The following is a 16399-nucleotide window of genomic DNA, read 5'->3' on the forward strand; positions in this document are numbered from 1 at the left end:
CGCGTGCTGCGCGGCAACGCAGGCGGAAACACGTGACCATTGGCGGGGCCGTGATATGCGCGTGAAGACGCATCGACGCTTGCAATCGACTTGCGTTCAATGGCGATAATCAGGGCACGATCCGAAGGGAATGCTCATGAATCAAACGCCACCGATCGCCGATTTCGAACTGCGCCGCGCCAGTTTGTGTCAATTGCTGCACTGGCTGGCCGTCGGCAGGGCCCAGCCGCAGGCGCTGGCCGATGCCTATCTGAGCGCGATCGAGCGGATCGACCCGCAACTCAACAGTTATGTGGATGTGCGCGCCGGTTTGCTGCACGACCAGGCGCAGATGGCGGACCGTCGCCGCCGCGACGGCGTGATCGGCCGGCTCGACGGGATTCCGCTGGCAGTGAAAGACAACTTCGACGTCGCTGGCTGGCCGACGCGGGCGGGCCTGCCGGATCGCGACACGCCGGTGCAGGACGACGCTCACGTCACCGCCCGGCTGCGGGCGGCCGGCGCCTTGCTGATCGGCAAGACCAACATGGATGAAGGCGCCCTGGGCGCCGCCACCGACAACCCGCATTTTGGCGCCACCCACAATCCGCATCGGCACGGCTATACCGCGGGCGGTTCGTCCGGCGGCGCGGCGGCGGCGGTGGCGGCGGGGCTGGCGGTGGCCGCGGTGGCGTCGGACAGCCTGGGATCGGTGCGTATCCCGGCCAGTTATTGCGGCGTCTACGGGCTCAAGCCCACCCATGGCGAGATTTCCGCCCGCGGCATGGTGACGGCGGCGCGACGGCTCGACGCGGTCGGCCTGCTGGCGCGCAGCGCGGACGACCTCACGGTGCTGCTGCAGGTGCTGGCCGGCTACGACGCCGACGATGCACGCTCTCGCCGCCGCCGGGTGGCGTTCGCCTTGCCGGATTGGGAGCCGGGCCACCTGCGCGTGGGCCTGCTGCCGAACCTGGCTGCCGTGGGCGTGGAGCCCGAGGTGATCGAGGTGTTCGAGACGGCGATGGCGAAACTGCCGCACGCCCTCAGCGACCGTCGCACCGTCGATTTCGCCGACTGGAATTTCAGCCGCACCCGCCGCGCCGGCCTGTTGTTGATGGAGGCCGAGATGCTGGGCACGTTCGCCAGCGACCTGGCTCGTGCCGACAAGCCGGTGTCCGCACGTTTCCGCGGCATGCTCGACTTTGCCGCGAAGAAGAGTGCCGCCGACTACGCCATCGCCGACCGCGTGCTCGATGCCGCCACATTGAAGATGCGCCGCCTGTTCGCCCAGGTCGACGTGCTGGTGCTTCCCACCACGCCACAGGGTGCTTTCCCGCTGGATGGCCCGGCGCCCGACTCCCAGGCGGACCTCACCAGCTTCGCCAGCCTGGCCGGCTGCCCGGCGGTGAGCCTGCCCATGGGGCATCTGCCCAACGGCCTGCCGGTCGGGCTGCAGTTGGTCGGTGCGCGCGGTTCGGACCTGCGCCTGCTGGAACTGGCCTCGGTATGCGCGGCTACGCTGGATACCGCGCCGACGTATCCGGTGATTGCGTAGCGTTGGCGGCCGGTGGCCCTTCGATTCCGCTGCGCGACACTCAGGGGGATCGGTTCCGGAGGGTCGTGTTCAGCGGAGTTTGCCCGGGTTCCCTCAGCCGATCACCCTGGGCGTAGGCCGCAGGCCGGAGTCGACGGGCGACGCCGCAAGGCATTTATCCATATGGCCGCGTGTTATTAACATATGAAAAGACGTCTGGACGTCCATTCGTCGAATTGGCCTAAGATGAGCCCCCCGGGACGCGTATCAGTTGGGTCTGTTGGCGTGTTTCCCGATGCCACCCGATGTCGAGCTTCCCACTGATGACCATCCCCGCTGCACCACGTACGCATCTCGACGATCTCGAGGCGGAAAGCATCTACATTTTCCGCGAGGTGATGGCCAGCTTCCAGAACCCGGTGATGCTTTATTCGATCGGCAAGGATTCGTCAGTACTGCTGCATCTGCTGCGCAAGGCCTTTTACCCGGGCAAGTCGCCGATCCCGCTGCTGCACGTGGATACCACCTGGAAATTCCGCGAGATGATCGCCTTTCGCAACGGGGTGGCGGCGGCGGGCGATGTGGACGTGCTGGTGCATATCAATGAGGACGGCGTGCGCCAGGGTATTTCGCCGCTGACGCACGGCGCCACGGTGCACACCGACATCATGAAAACCCAGGCGCTGAAGCAGGCGCTGGACAAGTACGGTTTCGACGCGGCCATCGGTGGCGCGCGGCGCGACGAGGAAAAGTCGCGCGCGAAGGAGCGCGTCTTCTCGTTCCGCAATGCCCAGCATCGCTGGGATCCGAAAAACCAGCGGCCCGAGCTGTGGCATACCTACAACACGCATATCCGCAAGGGCGAAAGCGTGCGGGTGTTCCCAATGTCCAACTGGACCGAGATGGATGTGTGGCTGTACATCCAGCGCGAGAACATCCCGGTGGTGCCGCTGTACTTCGCCAAGCCGCGGCCGATTGTCGAGCGCGATGGCGCGCTGATCATGGTCGACGACGAGCGCTTCACCCTGCGCGACGGTGAAACCGTGCAGATGCGGGAGGTACGCTTCCGCACGCTGGGCTGTTATCCGCTGACCGGGGCGGTGGAATCCTCCGCCACCACGCTGGAAAGCATCATCGAGGAAATGGCCACCTCGCGCAGTTCCGAGCGACAGGGACGCGTGATCGACCAGGATCCCACCGCCTCGATGGAACGCAAGAAGCAGGAGGGCTATTTCTGATGAACGCACAACCTGACATCGTCATCGACACGGCCGCCGTGGCCGCGGCCACGGCTTCCAAGAGCCTGCTGCGCTTCATCACCTGCGGCAGCGTGGACGACGGCAAGAGCACCTTGCTGGGTCGCCTGCTGTACGACGCAGGCATGCTGTCGGACGACCAGCTCGATACCCTGGCGCGCGAAAGCAAGCGCCAGCGCGGTGACGGCAGCGACGTGCTGGATTTCTCCCTGCTCACCGATGGCCTGGACGCCGAGCGCCAGCAGGGCATCACCATCGACGTGGCGTACCGCTACTTCCACACCGCGCGGCGCAGCCTGATCGTGGCCGATTGCCCCGGGCACGAGCAGTACACCCGCAACATGGCCACCGGCGCCTCCAATGCGGAGTTGGCGGTGGTGCTGGTCGATGCGCGCAAGGGCCTGCTGCCGCAGACGCGCCGCCACACTTATATATGTGGGCTGCTCGGCATCCGTCACGTGGTGCTGGCGGTGAACAAGATGGATCTGGTCGATTACGACCAGGCCACCTACGAAGCCATCGCCACTCAGTACCGGCAGCTGGCGCAGGATCTGGGCATCACCGACGTGCACTGCCTGCCGGTGGCGGCGCTTACCGGTGACAACGTAGGCAGCCGCTCGCCGCGGATGCCGTGGTACCAGGGAAACAGCCTGCTGGAAGTGCTGGAAACGGTCGACGTGGCGACGGTTCGCGCCGACGATTTCCGCATGCCGGTGCAGTGGGTCAATCGTCCGGACCAGTCGTTCCGCGGCTATGCCGGCACCATCAGTGGCGGCCGTGTTTCGCGCGGCGACGAGATCGTGGTGCAGCCTGGCGTGCAGCGCGCACGCATCGATCGCATCGTCACCGCCGATGGCGACCTGGACAGTGCGGTCGAGGGGCAGGCGGTCACGCTTTGCCTCGACCGCGAGATCGATGCCAGCCGTGGCGACGTGATCGCCGATGCGTTGCGCCCCGCGCCGGTGGCCGACCAGTTCACCTGTCACCTGTTGTGGATGGGCGACAGCACCCTGCTGCCCAACCGCACCTATTGGCTGAAGATCGGCACGCGCACGGTCAACGCGCGGGTGATGTCGATCAAGCACAAGGTGGACGTGAACAGCCAGGCCAGGCTGGCCGCGCGCCATCTGGATCTCAACGAGGTGGGCTATTGCACGGTGGGCCTGGACGATGCCATCGCGTTCGAGGCCTATACCGCCAACCGCACGCTGGGTGGTTTCATCCTGATCGACCGGCAGACCAACGCCACGGTCGCCTGCGGTATGCTGGATTTCGCGCTGGACCGTTCGTCCAACGTGCATTGGCAGCACATGGACATCGACAAGTCCGTGCGCGGCGCCAGCAAGGGCCAGCAGCCGACGTGCCTGTGGTTCACCGGCCTGTCCGGCGCCGGCAAGTCCACCATCGCCAACCTGGTGGAGCGGCGCTTGCACGTGCTGGGCTATCACACCTATCTGCTGGATGGCGACAACGTGCGCCACGGTATCAACAAGGACCTGGGCTTCACCCCGGAGGCCCGCGTGGAGAACATCCGCCGCGTGGCCGAGGTGGCGCACCTGATGGTGGACGCCGGGCTGATCGTGCTGGTCAGCGTGATCTCGCCGTACCAGAGCGAGCGCCGCTCGGCGCGCGAACTGTTCGATACCGGCGAGTTCCTGGAAGTGTTCGTGGACACCACGCTGGCCGAATGCGAAGCGCGCGATCCCAAGGGCCTCTACCAGAAGGCGCGTGCGGGCGAGATCCGCAACTTCACCGGTATCGACTCGCCGTACGAGAAGCCCGAGGCCCCCGACATCCACCTGATCACCGCTGGCCAACGCGCCGAGGAACTGGCCGAGCAGGTCACCCGGCAACTGCTGGCCCGCCTGAACGCGCCCAGCGTCGACTGATTGTGGGAGCGACTTCAGTCGCGATGCTTCTGCTCTGGAGCCCCAAAGCAAGAGCATCGCGGCTGAAGCCGCTCCCACAGTGGATCACCGCCATCGGATAATCGCCCCATGACGATGACCGGATGGCAGCGGGTGGATCTGGACGCGGACGCCGACGTGGCACTGTGGCCGCAGTGGTTGCCAGGGGATGAGGCCGAATCGACCTTCACCGCGCTGCACGCGGCCATCCCGTGGGAAACCCATCGCCTGCGCCTGTTCGGTCGTGAGGTGGATGCGCCGCGGTTGAGCTGCTGGATCGGCGATCCGCACACAAGCTATGTCTATTCCGGCACCCGCTTCGAGCCTCGCCCCTGGCCGCCTTTGCTGGCCAGCCTGCGCGAACGCCTGCAGCAGACCTGCGATGCCCGGTTCAACAGCGTGCTCGCCAATCTCTATCGTGATGGCCGCGATTCCATGGGTTGGCACAGCGATGACGAGCCCGAACTTGGTGACCAACCGGTGATCGCGTCGCTGAGCCTGGGCGCCGAAAGGCGCTTTCAATTGCGTCGGCGCTTGCCGCGCACGGCCAAACTCGCGCCCGCCGATACGGTGAACCTGCTGTTGCCGCCGGGCAGCGTGCTGCGCATGGCCGGCGCCACCCAGAGGCTGTACCGGCACGATCTGCCGAAGATGCGTGCCACCGTGGGCCCGCGCATCAACCTCACCTTCCGCTGGATCGAGCCGCGCTGAACCCGTGCGTGGCGCGCGTTGTGGCGGAAGTCCAGTGCCAGAGGCGCGCTTGGATTGCATGCCTGCGCTGGGGATAATGCAGCCACTTCCTTTCAAGCCGTTTCCCCATGACCGAAAAGACCGTACTCAACGCCACGCATCGCGCACTTGGCGCGCGCATGGTCGACTTCGGCGGCTGGGACATGCCGATCAACTATGGCTCGCAGATCGAGGAGCACCACGCGGTGCGTCGTGACGCGGGCATGTTCGACGTGTCGCACATGACCGTGGTCGATCTGCACGGCCCGCGCACACGCGAGTTCCTGCGCCACCTGCTGGCCAACAACGTCGACAAGCTGAAGAAGCAGGGCAAGGCGCTGTACTCGTGCATGCTCAACGAGCGCGGCGGCGTGATCGATGACCTGATCGTGTACTTCTTCGATGAAGCGCATTTCCGCCTGGTGGTGAACGCCGGCACCCGCGCCAAGGACCTGGCGTGGATCACGCGGCAGGCCCAGGCTTTTGCGGTGGAAGTGAAGGAGCGCCCCGACTTCGCCATGATCGCGGTGCAAGGCCCCAACGCGCGCGGCAAGGTGCTCGACCTGCTCAATGCCATGGATCGCCCGCGCATCGAAGCGCTGGGCAAGTTCACCGCGGCCGCGGCGCAGGGCCCGCACGGCATGCCGCTGTTCATCGCGCGCACCGGCTACACCGGCGAGGACGGCTTCGAGATCATGTTGCCGAATGAAGATGCCGTCGCGTTGTGGCAGTCATTGAGCGAGGCGGGCGTTGCCCCGGCCGGTCTCGGCGCGCGCGACACCTTGCGCCTGGAGGCCGGCATGAACCTCTACGGTCAGGACATGGACGACGACGTGTCGCCGTGGGAGGCCAACCTCGGCTGGACGATCGCCCTGGACGAGGGCCGAGACTTCATCGGCCGTGGCCCGCTGGAGACGATGAAGGCCGCCGGCGTACCCCGCGTGATGATCGGCCTGGTGCTGGACGAAAAAGGTGTGCTGCGCCACGGCCAGCGCGTAACGACCGCCAACGGCAGCGGGGAAATCCTCTCCGGCAGCTTCGCCCCGACCTTGAACAAGGCGGTGGCCTTCGCGCGCATCCCGGCCGGCGATCCGGGCGAGATCAGCGTGGACATTCGCGGTCGCGAGCTGCCGGTGCGGCAGGTGAAGTATCCGTTTGTCCGCGATGGTCAGCCGTGCCCTGGCATCTGAGCGTTTTCGCCGCGCCCATGGCACGGTTTGTACACAACGGTTGCGTCTAGAATTGCCGCCGTTACTCTGCCCAACCCCTACTGACTGGATCCGACCATGAGCGAAATACCCGGTGATCTGAAGTTCCTGAAGTCCCACGAATGGGCCCGCGCCGAAGACGATGGCTTGGTCCGCGTGGGCATCTCCGAGCATGCGCAGGAGCAGCTCGGCGATCTGGTCTATGTGGAATTGCCGGAGGTTGGCGCCAGCGTCGTGGCCGGTGCCGGCACAGCCGTCGTCGAATCGGTCAAGGCCGCATCGGACATCTATTCGCCGATTTCCGGCGAGGTGGTCGAGATCAATGAGCTGCTGGGCGACAAGCCCGAGACGATCAACGAGGACGCCTACGGTGATGGTTGGATGTTCCTGGTGCGTCCCAGCGACCGCGCCGAACTCGACGAACTGCTCGACGCCCACGACTACGAAGCCCTGATCGAAAACGAAGATCATTGAGCGCGACGTGTCCGGAACGAATGACGGCCGCCTATGCGGCCGTCGTTTTTTTGACTCGTCGACGTCGTCGGTCGACGATCGGTGTGTGCGAAAACGCGGTCGACAATGACGTGTTGCGCTTCGTCTCCTGCGTGCCGAACGACCCGCTTCGTCGCGTTTTCGTCACGCCAGGGTCGACCCGGCGGAATTATTTTTTCAGCTTGTGACCGACGACGCGACGAACTTTCAGTGGCGTTCTGTTCATATGCGCAGCACCAAAAAAAGCGGTTGCATACCATGCTTGTCACAACGGCAAGCATGGCATTCGAATTTGCTTTCTTGCGCCTTATTGCGTGTATCCAGCGCAATACAGTGCTTTTTTGCTGTTTCAGTGAAATTTCGAATGGACGTATAGACGTCCACGACAAGTAAGGGTGCCTGGTGGGGCGACCCTTGCCGCGACGGGTTTTCAGTCCTTCCCGGTGCCTTTCAACCGAATGGATTTCATGCCTAAAATCCATTGACAGGTGAAATCTTCGGGGCTAGCTTTCGCATCAGATAACGGGGAACGTTGCCATGGCGACATCAAAATTTATCAAGCCTTATGTAGAGCACGGTGAGAAGGCGGCAGCCGTACGCAAGATCACCGTCTCGATTCCGCTTCATGTACTGCACAAGCTGTCCGATCTGCGCACGTATCGCCAGGTCAACAATCTTCGGCACGCTACCAACAGCGACTTGTTGGTTGAAGCGTTCCTTCACGCTTTTACTGGGCAACCACTGCCAACTGATGAGGAGCTGAGACGAACCATGGCCACTGCCAAAAAACCCGCTGCAAAGAAACCGGCCGCCAAGAAGGCCGCCAAGAAATCCACCGCGAAGAAGGTTGCTACCAAGAAGCCGGTAGCGAAGAAGCCGGTCGCGAAGAAAGCCGCTGCCAAGAAGGTTGCGGTGAAGAAGGTTGCCGCGAAGAAAGCGGCGCCGAAGAAAGCTGCCGCCAAGAAACCGGCAGCCGCCAAGAAAGCCGCCGTGAAGAAGGTGGCGGTCAAGAAGGTTGCCGCGAAGAAAGCGGCGCCGAAGAAAGCCGCCGTCAAGAAAGCTGCACCGGCCCGGGTGGTCAAGGCCACCAAGACCGCCAAGGCAAAAGCGAAGAAATAAGCGTCCAAGAAACAAGCTGTACGTTGTTCGATCATCGTTGTTTTCTCTCCCCGCGGTGCCCAGCGCGGGGAGAGCACTTCGAAAGTCTTCGTCCCGGCCTGGCCGGGACGCTTCGTTTCCGGCTCCCGGTTTTGTGCGTTGGACGCAAATCCGTCGGGACGCCACTCTCTCCGGTTTGCCCGCGCCGCGCGGCCCGCTCGCAGGACGTTGCCGTCCGTGCCGGCCCTGCCGTTGCTTGCTCAACGATACGTTGAACGCTGATTTGCCGTGTCGCTTCGTTTGGGGTTACCTTGTCGCACATCCGCGCTGCGGCCTGTCAGGGGACCGGCCGCTCCTGGATCTACAGGGGGAAAAAAGCGCGGGTATCTATCGACACTCAGCGAGAGACTATGGATACCCGAAATACACTTCATTCGCGCCGGCGTTCGCGCGGTGCGTTCAGGCCTGTGGCCATTGCCATTCTGGTCGTCATCGGTTTGCTGGCCATCGCCGCATGGTTCCTGATCGTGCGCCCGTACCAGGCGCAAGTGCTGGCTGATGCGGGTGGTCATCCGTCCACCCCGGTGGCAGCCGCCACGGCCAACGCCGCGCCACCACCGGCCAACGTGCAGGCGATGGGTACCAGCGAGCTCCTTTCCGAAGCGGGCAAGGCGGTAAGAGAGCAACGGCTGCTGGCGCCGGCCGGCAACAATGCGTTCGAGTTCTACCTGCGCGTGCTGGAGAAGCAGCCGGGCAACCAGGTGGCGACCGATGCGTTGCGTGAAACGTTTCCGTTCGCGGCCACGTCGGCGGAGCAGGTCATCAACCGAAGTGACTTCGGTGAAGCACAGCGGCAGATCGACTTGCTCGCCAAGGCGGACCCGACGAATTTCACCTTGACCATCCTGCGCTCGAAACTCGATGCGCAGCGCAAGGTGCTGGACAAGCAACAGCAACTGGTGCTCGACCAGCAGAAGGCGCAGGAGCTTGCGCAGCAGAAGGAGGCGGCGGACAAGCTGGCGGCCGAACAGCAGGCGGCCCAGGCCGCGCAGGTGGCCGCGCAGCAGAAAGCGCAACCGACACGTACGCCGCAAAGGGCGGCGACTGATGCCACTCCGACTCCGAGTGCGCAAGACAATGTCGCAACCACCGAGGCCGTGCTGGTCAAGGGTGCAACGGCGCGTTACCCGCCATCGGCGATGCGGGCGCAGCAGGAAGGCTGGGTCATCGTGTCCTTCATGATCGATCCCGATGGCAGGACCAGCCACATCGACGTGGTGAGTTCGGAACCTCGTCGTGTCTTCGACCGTGCCGCAATAGAAGCCGTGGCCCGTTACGAGTTCACCCCGGCGACGCGAGGTGGCGTGCCGACGGCCAGCAAGCAGCAGCAGCGGATCGAGTTCAAGTTGCGCTGAGTGAAACCCGGGGCATGCAGGTTCGTGGAGCTTGCATGCCCTTCAGCCCTGCATCACCGACGCGCGGTGCGGCATGTCCGCGCTTCCGGCTCAATGATGGGCGGGCTTCCGGTGCCGGACGGCTTTCTTGTGCTTCGGCGTCGCCTTGCGCACCGGGCGGGAACGCGGTGGCGCGTGTTCGAGACCGGCCCAGTCGACGTGCGGCAATCCCAGCAGGCCGTCCAGCACCATCGGCATCAGGCCGCTGGGCGTGGGTCCGGTGGAATTCCACAAGGTGACCACACCGACCTGGTACTTCGGGAAGAAGCCGATCATGGTGCGGTAACCGGCCACCGCGCCGGCGTGGTAGATCAGCGTTTCGCCGCCGTAGTCGTACACGCGCCAGCCCAGTGCGTAATGCGCCGCGGTGAGTCGGCCGCGACGCCACGGTGTGGCATGGAGTTCACTCGGGGTGGCCACGCCGGGGGCGTGCAGTACCTTGAGCAAGGTGGGCGACAGCACATCCGGACGGCCGCCCATTTGTGCGACCAGCCATTTTTCCATGTCGCGCAGGCTGGCGTTGACGCCGGCTGCCGGCGCCACGCGGTAATAGGTTTCGTTGGGCGTGAACGGGATCCAGCCACGGCTGCTGGCGTGATGTGGGCGCGCCCAGCTCTTGCTGGTTTCCAGCGCGGCCAACCCGTAGCTGGCCGTGGTCATGCCCAGCGGGTAGAACAGGCGCTTGTCGACCAGGTGATAGAAGAAGTCGCCGGTGCGCGCGAACAGCACGTCGCCGATCATGCCGAATGCGACGTTCTGGTAGCCGTAGCACTGGCCCATGCCGCAGGTCATGTCGACTTCGTCCAGCTTGCGCACCAGCTCCTGGTACGGCACGTCTCCTTCGAGCAGGTTGTCGTAGGTGTTGCGTGGCAAGCCCAGCCGCTGACCGAGGATGTCGCCGACCGTGGCCTGGTCGGAAGCGTGCGCATCCTTCAGCTTGAAATACGGCAGCACGTCGATGAGCCGGGTGTCCCAGCCGAGCTTGCCGTCGTCGACCAGCAAGCCGGTGATCGCAGTGGCGAAGGCCTTGGACAGTGACGCCAGCCGGAAGACCGTCTTCGGCGTGACCGGCTCCTTCGTCGCCGCGTCGGCGTAACCGACCGTCCCCTCGAACACCACCTTGTCGCCGATCACGACGGCCGTGGCCAGACCGGCTACGGCATCACGCTTGCCCAGCGTATTCAGCCATTGGCGATAGTCGTCGAGCGTGGCTTTGACGCGCGCCGGCGGCAGCTTCTGCACGCCTGTGGCGGGGGTGGTCGAAGCCGGGGCGACGGGGGCGGCGTTACTTGTGTCAAGCGGTGCGCAAGCCAGGGAGAGTGCACCGGCGGCGACCAAAAATATCTTTCGAAACGGCATGTTATTCTGATTTCGTTGCGGCGCGAACACGTGCTGGAAGAGGAGGCGATACCGATGAGCCTGATTATTTTTCTGGTAGTAGTCGTTTTGATTGTCTTGTACTTCGTGGCGATCTACAACGGACTGGTTACCTCACGCAACAGCTACAAGAACGCTTTCGCGCAGATAGACGTGCAGCTTACGCGCCGACACGATCTGATTCCCAACCTTGTGGAAACGGCCAAGGGCTACCTTGCCCACGAACGCGGCACGCTGGAGGCCGTGGTGCAGGCACGCAATGCGGCCGTAAACGGTTTGGCCGGCGCCAAGGCCAACCCCGGCGACCCCGCCGCGATGCAACAGCTGGCCGGCAGCGAGAACGCGTTGACGCAAACCCTGGGGCATCTGTTCGCGTTGCAGGAAGCGTACCCCGACCTGAAGGCCAACCAGACCATGATGCAATTGTCCGAGGAGCTGACCTCCACGGAAAACCGCGTGGCCTTTGCGCGGCAGGCGTTCAACGATTCGGTGCTGACCTACAACAACAAGCGCGAGGTCTTTCCGGCGTCGGTGGTGGCCAACAGCTTCGGCTTCGTGGCTGCCGAGCCGTTGAAGATCGAAGACCCGGCCGTGCGCGACGTGCCGAAGGTTTCCTTCAGCTGATCGTCATCGCGTCGCGGCATCCGCCGTGACGCGCCTGGTTCGGAGTGCCCATGGATTTCTTTGCGCAACAGGCGCGCGTGCGCGGCAGCAGCCGTCGACTGGTCGTGCTGTTCGCGCTGGCGGTGGTCGCCATCGTGGTGGCGATCGACGCGGTGGTGTGGGTCGCCATGGGGCAGCGCCCGGTCGATGGCGGCCCTGCACCGTCGAACCTGTCCTTGCTGGCGACGACCACGGTCGTGGTGCTGATGGGCATCGGCCTCAGCTCGCTGTTCCGCATCATGAGCCTGACCGGTGGCGGCAAGAAGGTGGCCGAAAGCCTCGGTGCCGTGGCGGTGCCGCCGGATACGCGCGACCCGGTGCTGCGCCAGCTGCGCAACGTGATCGAAGAGGTAGCGATCGCCGCGGGTGTGCCCGTGCCGGACATCTACCTGATGGCCGAGGAGCCGGGCATCAACGCGTTCGCCGCCGGTTACTCGGCCTCCGACGCGGCGATATGCGTGACCCGTGGCTGCCTGGAGCAATTGAGCCGCGACGAATTGCAGGGCGTGATCGCGCACGAGTTCAGTCATGTGCTGAATGGCGACATGCGGCTCAACATCCGCCTCATGGGGCTGCTGTTCGGCATCATGGTGCTGGCCATCGTGGGGCAACGCGTGATCTGGTTCGGCGGCGGACGCAGCAGCCGTCGCGATGGTGGCGGCAACCAGGTCTGGATGATCGGGCTGGCGTTGATCGTGGTGGGCTACATCGGCTATTTCTTCGCGCGGCTGATCCAGGCGGCGGTGGCGCGCTCGCGTGAGTCGCTGGCGGATGCGTCGGCCGTGCAGTTCACCCGGCAAACGGATGGCATCGCCGGTGCGCTGAAAAAGATCGCCGTGCTCAGTGAGGGCTCCACTCTGCAGGCGGCGAACAAACAGGAAGTGGCGCATATGCTGTTCGGCGAGGCGGGTCGCTTCAATGCCTTGTTCGCCACCCACCCACCGCTGCTCGATCGCATCCGGGCGCTGCAGCCCGGCTTTCGTGAAGATGAGCTGGCCCGATTGGCCAGTGCGATGGAAGCGGCCACCGCGCCGCCGCTGGCCACACCGCCACCAGCGCCTGCCACGGCGGCGCCGGGTGCAGGCATGCCACCTCTGCCGGTGGTGATGGGGGCGGCGCTGGCCGCGGGCCAGCCGGGTTTCCAGCGCGCAGGCGCGGTACGGCGAAGTCTCCCGCGGGTGCTGGTCGATGCCGCGCAGCAGCCGGAATCTGCGTTGGCTGTGGTGCTCGCGCTGGCGATGTCCGCGCAGGACCAGATCCGGCGTTTGCAGCAGCGGCAATTGGCCGACGCCTTCGGTGACGATGTGCTCGCCACGGTCACCGCGTTGACGCATGAGGCGGCGTCGCTGGCATCGGAGTCGCGCCTGCCGTTGGCCGCGCTGGCATTCCCGGCCCTGAAGCAGCTTTCCGAAGGGCGGCAGAAAACCTTGCTGGACACGTTGGGCGCCATGGTGCGCGCGGACGGCCAGGTCGATCTGAACGAGTACTGCCTGACCCGGCTTTTGCGGATGCAATTGCAGGAGGCGCAACGTCCGCGCCAGGCGCCGCTGGACGGCTCGGGGAAACTGACGGCACGCCGCGACAGTGTGGCGCTGGTGTGCGCGGTGGTGGCGCGTCATGGCAATGCCGACGAAACCGCGGCGCGTCGTGCCTGGTTGCTGGCGATGCAGTCGTGTTTTCCCAACCAGCCCATGGCGTGGCAGGCACCGCCCGCGGCATGGCAGGCACCATTCGACAGCGCGCTGGATCAGCTGGACGAACTGTCACCCCCGGCCAAGGAGTTGTTGATACAAGGCCTGGTCCATGCGATCCGTGCCGACGACGTGATCACCACCGCGGAAGCGGAGTTGCTGCGCGTGATCTGCGCCAGCCTGCATTGCCCGCTGCCGCTGTAGGGACGCTGCGCGCGCAGCCGTTCGACACGCACCGCAGCGGTGCTGATTGCTGACGCTGATGGGGCAGGTTCTGCGCTGCACTGACCCGGCCGGGCGCCATGCTAGGCTTGCCGCGCCCCACGCTGGATGTATCCGTGAGTTTGTCCCGTCAACCCGTCGTCGACTCGACCACCGCGCCGTTATGGTCCGCGCTGGCGTTCTTCTTCGTGATGGCGTCGTACTACATCATCCGGCCGGTCAGGGACCAGTTGATCGGCGCGCTGGGCTCGGCCTCGCTGCCACTCATTTACAGCGTCGTGTTCCTGGTGATGCTGCTGCTGACGCCGGTGTTCGGCGTGCTGGTGGCGCGTTTCCAGCGGCGCCACCTGCTTGGCTGGAGCTACAGCTTTTTCATCCTGTGCCTGCTGGCCTTCGTGCCTGCCTTTCTGGCGCAGCAGCAGATCGGTGCCCGCTCGCTCGGGCTGGTGTTCTACGTCTGGGCCAGCGTGTTCAACCTGTTCGTGGTGTCGCTGTTCTGGAGCTTCATGGCCGACATCTTCGACAGCGGCCAGGCGCGGCGGGTGTTTTCGCTGATCGCGCTGGGTGGCATGGCGGGCGCGGTTTTCGGACCGCTGGTGACCAAGCTGCTGGTGCAGTTGATCGGCGTGGCGCCCTTGCTGCTGGTGTCGGCGCTGGCGCTGGGCATCGCCCTGGCGCTGCTGTTGCGCCTGTCGGCCCGGCACGATCAGCTGCCCGGAGATCCTGGCAACGTCGCCATCGGCGGCTCGCTGTGGGCCGGCATCAAGGAGCTGTGGTCGCGACCGTTCCTGCGCTACATGGCGTTGCTGATGTTGTTTGGCGACGGCATCGGTACGCTGGCCTATGCCATGGTGGCCGATTACGCGAAGGCGCATTTCTCCAGTGCCGTGGCGCGCACCGCGTTCTACAACGACCTGGACCTGGCTACCAACCTGCTGGGCGCGGTGATGCAGCTGACACTTACGCGTTGGTTGTTGATACGCCGCGGTGCAGGCTGGGGGCTGGTGCTGCCGACGGTGGTGAACACGGTGTTGCTGGCGGGCGTGGCGTGGATGGGTGGCGGTTCACTGGTGCTGTTCGGTGCGGCGGTGCCGATGCTGTCGGTGATGCTGGTGGTCACCCGCGGCTTCGCCTACGGCATGACAAAGCCGGCGGTGGATGCGTTGTATACGCGCGTCCCGCGGGAGACGCGCTACAAGGGCAAGAACTTCGTCGAGACCGCGGTGTGGCGTTTCGGCGATGTGCTGGTGACCAGTGCCGTGAGTGGCCTGCGCGCGCTCGGCTGGGGTATCGGTGGCCTCGCCTTGCTGGGCACCGGCGTTGCCGCCCTGGCGACCGTGGTGGCGCGTCGTGCCGGCTGGTCGCCCGACCTTGCCCCGGAAGACTCGGCCGGGCGCGACAGACGCGACGCACCGCCAGCCTGACGCGGGTGGCGTTTACCGATTCCCCATTCCCCACTCCCGGCTAACTGGTGATATAGCGCTGCAGGTGCTCGATCTCTTCGGCCTGCGCGTCGATCACCGCCTTCACCAGGTCGCCGATCGAGATCACGCCCACGACCTGCTCACCGTCCACCACGGGCAGGTGGCGGATGCGGCTGTCGGTGCAAAGGCGCATGCAGTCGAACACGTCGGTATCCGGGCTCACCGTGATCGGGGTGCCACTCATGATGTCCGATACCGCCGTCTGCGAGGACGAGCGGCCCTGCAGCAGTACCTTGCGCGCGTAATCACGCTCGGACATCACGCCGACCAGCGCGCTGCCACGCATCACCATCAGGGCACCGATGCGGTATTCGGCCATGCGTTTGATCGCTTCGAGCACGGGTACATCCGGCTCGATGGAGAAGATCTTGTTGCCTTTGCCTTCCAGCAGATGTTTGACCTGGCGCATGCGTGGAATCTCCTGCCGGTCCCGGCGGGCCGGTTGGGTTGAGTCTAGCGTCCGCGGGTGCGCCGCGTGTAGCGGTTGTGTGAACCTCAGTGGGGCGGCCGTTCCGGTGCATCGCCATCGATGTAGCCGGGCCCGCCCAGTTGCCGCATTTGTTGCTGGATCCATTGCGCGCGGTGCAGCACGTAAGCGCTGGGGCGGTCGGCGTGCAACCGCCGCGGGCTGGGCAATACCGCTGCCAGCCGGGCCGATTGCGTGGCCGAGAGCTGGGCTGGCGTCACGTGGAAAAAGGCCGTGCTGGCAGCACCCACGCCGTAGATGCCGTTGCCGAGCTCGGCGATGTTCATGTACACCTCGAGGATGCGTTGCTTGGGCCAGGTCAGCTCGATCAGCACGGTGAAATACGCCTCAAGGCCCTTGCGCACGAAGCTGCGGCCGTTCCACAGGAACAGGTTTTTGGCGGTCTGCTGGCTGATCGTGCTGGCGCCGCGTAGCCGCTTGCCGTCATCGTGGGCATCGAGTGCGGTCTGGATGGCGTCGAAATCGAAACCGTGGTGGTACGGAAAGCGCTGATCCTCACCGGCCACCATGGCCAGCGGTACCTGTCGCGATGTCTTCTCCCACGACACCCAGTGGTAGTGCAGGGTGAAGTTCTTTTCGCCATGCAGCCAGGTGCCCAGCTGGCGCTCGAGCATCATTGCCGACGTCAGCGGCGGGACGAAGCGCAAAAGCAGGACCGCCAGCCAGCTGAGGGCGATCCATCCCGCGACGAACAGGGCCAGCCAGCGCAGCATTGTCTTCAGTGACGGGCGATGAAACATCTTGCGCATGCGGTTTGCGAAACCCCAAATCAGAGCGGTCAGCGGCCGCGATGCCAGGCGGCGGCGTTGGCGGTTCCC

Annotated in this window: 14 protein-coding genes; 11 read left to right on the plus strand and 3 right to left on the minus strand. The window is 64.9% G+C overall.

Annotation, left to right across the window (positions count from 1 at the left end; all coding sequences use genetic code 11):
- Window positions 1–136 precede the first annotated feature (136 nt).
- From UU9_RS04930 to UU9_RS04965, 8 genes are all read left to right on the plus strand, one after another.
- Complete coding sequence (locus UU9_RS04930) at window positions 137–1534, plus strand: amidase (protein WP_007080620.1); 1398 nt, start codon at window positions 137–139, stop codon at window positions 1532–1534.
- A 302-nt stretch (window positions 1535–1836) separates the two neighbouring features.
- The gene (cysD, locus tag UU9_RS04935; protein WP_007080621.1) at window positions 1837–2751 is read left to right on the plus strand and encodes a sulfate adenylyltransferase subunit CysD; all 915 of its coding nucleotides are present in this window, start codon (window positions 1837–1839) and stop codon (window positions 2749–2751) included.
- On the plus strand, window positions 2751–4658 hold the full coding sequence (cysN, locus tag UU9_RS04940; RefSeq protein WP_007080622.1) for a sulfate adenylyltransferase subunit CysN: 1908 nt from the start codon (window positions 2751–2753) through the stop codon (window positions 4656–4658). The genes cysD and cysN overlap by 1 nt, the downstream gene beginning before the upstream one ends.
- 108 nt (window positions 4659–4766) lie before the next feature.
- Window positions 4767–5387 carry an alpha-ketoglutarate-dependent dioxygenase AlkB family protein gene (locus UU9_RS04945; RefSeq protein WP_007080623.1) on the plus strand — a complete coding sequence of 207 codons (621 nt, stop codon included), beginning with the start codon at window positions 4767–4769 and terminating at the stop codon, window positions 5385–5387.
- A gap of 107 nt (window positions 5388–5494) precedes the next feature.
- Window positions 5495–6595 (plus strand): glycine cleavage system aminomethyltransferase GcvT, encoded by a 1101-nt coding sequence (gcvT, locus tag UU9_RS04950; RefSeq protein WP_007080624.1) that lies wholly within the window; start codon window positions 5495–5497, stop codon window positions 6593–6595.
- A gap of 96 nt (window positions 6596–6691) precedes the next feature.
- Entirely contained in the window at window positions 6692–7087 is a 396-nt protein-coding gene (gcvH, locus tag UU9_RS04955) for a glycine cleavage system protein GcvH (RefSeq protein ID WP_007080625.1), read from the plus strand.
- 555 nt (window positions 7088–7642) lie between these two features.
- Window positions 7643–8224, plus strand: coding sequence for a met regulon transcriptional regulator MetJ (gene metJ, locus UU9_RS18500; protein WP_083838918.1), 582 nt, complete (start codon window positions 7643–7645; stop codon window positions 8222–8224).
- Between the two features lie 389 nt (window positions 8225–8613).
- Window positions 8614–9618 (plus strand): energy transducer TonB, encoded by a 1005-nt coding sequence (locus tag UU9_RS04965; RefSeq protein WP_040670303.1) that lies wholly within the window; start codon window positions 8614–8616, stop codon window positions 9616–9618.
- Window positions 9619–9708: 90 nt separating this feature from the next.
- Here the strand turns inward: UU9_RS04965 and UU9_RS04970 are convergent, their stop codons facing one another.
- The gene (locus UU9_RS04970) at window positions 9709–10899 is read right to left on the minus strand and encodes a serine hydrolase domain-containing protein (protein ID WP_007080628.1); all 1191 of its coding nucleotides are present in this window, start codon (window positions 10897–10899) and stop codon (window positions 9709–9711) included.
- Window positions 10900–11070: 171 nt separating this feature from the next.
- Here UU9_RS04970 and UU9_RS04975 point away from each other — a divergent pair, with 171 nt between their 5' ends.
- The 3 genes from UU9_RS04975 to UU9_RS04985 all read left to right on the plus strand — a co-directional run bounded on the left by UU9_RS04975 (window position 11071) and on the right by UU9_RS04985 (window position 15034).
- Window positions 11071–11658, plus strand: coding sequence for a LemA family protein (locus UU9_RS04975; protein WP_007080629.1), 588 nt, complete (start codon window positions 11071–11073; stop codon window positions 11656–11658).
- 50 nt (window positions 11659–11708) lie between these two features.
- Window positions 11709–13592: a M48 family metallopeptidase gene (locus UU9_RS04980; RefSeq protein WP_007080630.1), complete on the plus strand. Its 1884-nt coding sequence runs from the start codon at window positions 11709–11711 to the stop codon at window positions 13590–13592.
- A gap of 134 nt (window positions 13593–13726) precedes the next feature.
- Window positions 13727–15034 (plus strand): NTP/NDP exchange transporter, encoded by a 1308-nt coding sequence (locus UU9_RS04985; protein ID WP_007080631.1) that lies wholly within the window; start codon window positions 13727–13729, stop codon window positions 15032–15034.
- Window positions 15035–15074: 40 nt separating this feature from the next.
- On the opposite strand, the gene UU9_RS04990 is transcribed toward UU9_RS04985, so the two are convergent.
- Complete coding sequence (locus tag UU9_RS04990; protein ID WP_007080632.1) at window positions 15075–15503, minus strand: CBS domain-containing protein; 429 nt, start codon at window positions 15501–15503, stop codon at window positions 15075–15077.
- Between the two features lie 86 nt (window positions 15504–15589).
- A complete protein-coding gene (gene mtgA, locus UU9_RS04995; RefSeq protein WP_007080633.1) occupies window positions 15590–16330 on the minus strand; it encodes a monofunctional biosynthetic peptidoglycan transglycosylase in 741 nt (246 codons plus the stop codon).
- Window positions 16331–16399 lie beyond the last annotated feature (69 nt).

Origin of the sequence: Rhodanobacter fulvus Jip2 (assembly GCF_000264315.1) — a bacterium.
In the GTDB taxonomy this organism is placed as follows: domain Bacteria; phylum Pseudomonadota; class Gammaproteobacteria; order Xanthomonadales; family Rhodanobacteraceae; genus Rhodanobacter; species Rhodanobacter fulvus.

Excerpts from the sequence above, each read along its gene's own strand:
- UU9_RS04930 (WP_007080620.1), top strand. The coding sequence starts at position 137 with ATGAATCAAACGCCACCGATCGCCGATTTCGAACTGCGCCGCGCCAGT.
- cysD (WP_007080621.1), top strand. The coding sequence starts at position 1,837 with ATGACCATCCCCGCTGCACCACGTACGCATCTCGACGATCTCGAGGCG.
- cysN (WP_007080622.1), top strand. The coding sequence starts at position 2,751 with ATGAACGCACAACCTGACATCGTCATCGACACGGCCGCCGTGGCCGCG.
- UU9_RS04945 (WP_007080623.1), top strand. The coding sequence starts at position 4,767 with ATGACGATGACCGGATGGCAGCGGGTGGATCTGGACGCGGACGCCGAC.
- gcvT (WP_007080624.1), top strand. The coding sequence starts at position 5,495 with ATGACCGAAAAGACCGTACTCAACGCCACGCATCGCGCACTTGGCGCG.
- gcvH (WP_007080625.1), top strand. The coding sequence starts at position 6,692 with ATGAGCGAAATACCCGGTGATCTGAAGTTCCTGAAGTCCCACGAATGG.
- metJ (WP_083838918.1), top strand. The coding sequence starts at position 7,643 with ATGGCGACATCAAAATTTATCAAGCCTTATGTAGAGCACGGTGAGAAG.
- UU9_RS04965 (WP_040670303.1), top strand. The coding sequence starts at position 8,614 with ATGGATACCCGAAATACACTTCATTCGCGCCGGCGTTCGCGCGGTGCG.
- UU9_RS04975 (WP_007080629.1), top strand. The coding sequence starts at position 11,071 with ATGAGCCTGATTATTTTTCTGGTAGTAGTCGTTTTGATTGTCTTGTAC.
- UU9_RS04980 (WP_007080630.1), top strand. The coding sequence starts at position 11,709 with ATGGATTTCTTTGCGCAACAGGCGCGCGTGCGCGGCAGCAGCCGTCGA.
- UU9_RS04990 (WP_007080632.1), bottom strand. The coding sequence starts at position 15,503 with ATGCGCCAGGTCAAACATCTGCTGGAAGGCAAAGGCAACAAGATCTTC.
- mtgA (WP_007080633.1), bottom strand. The coding sequence starts at position 16,330 with ATGCGCAAGATGTTTCATCGCCCGTCACTGAAGACAATGCTGCGCTGG.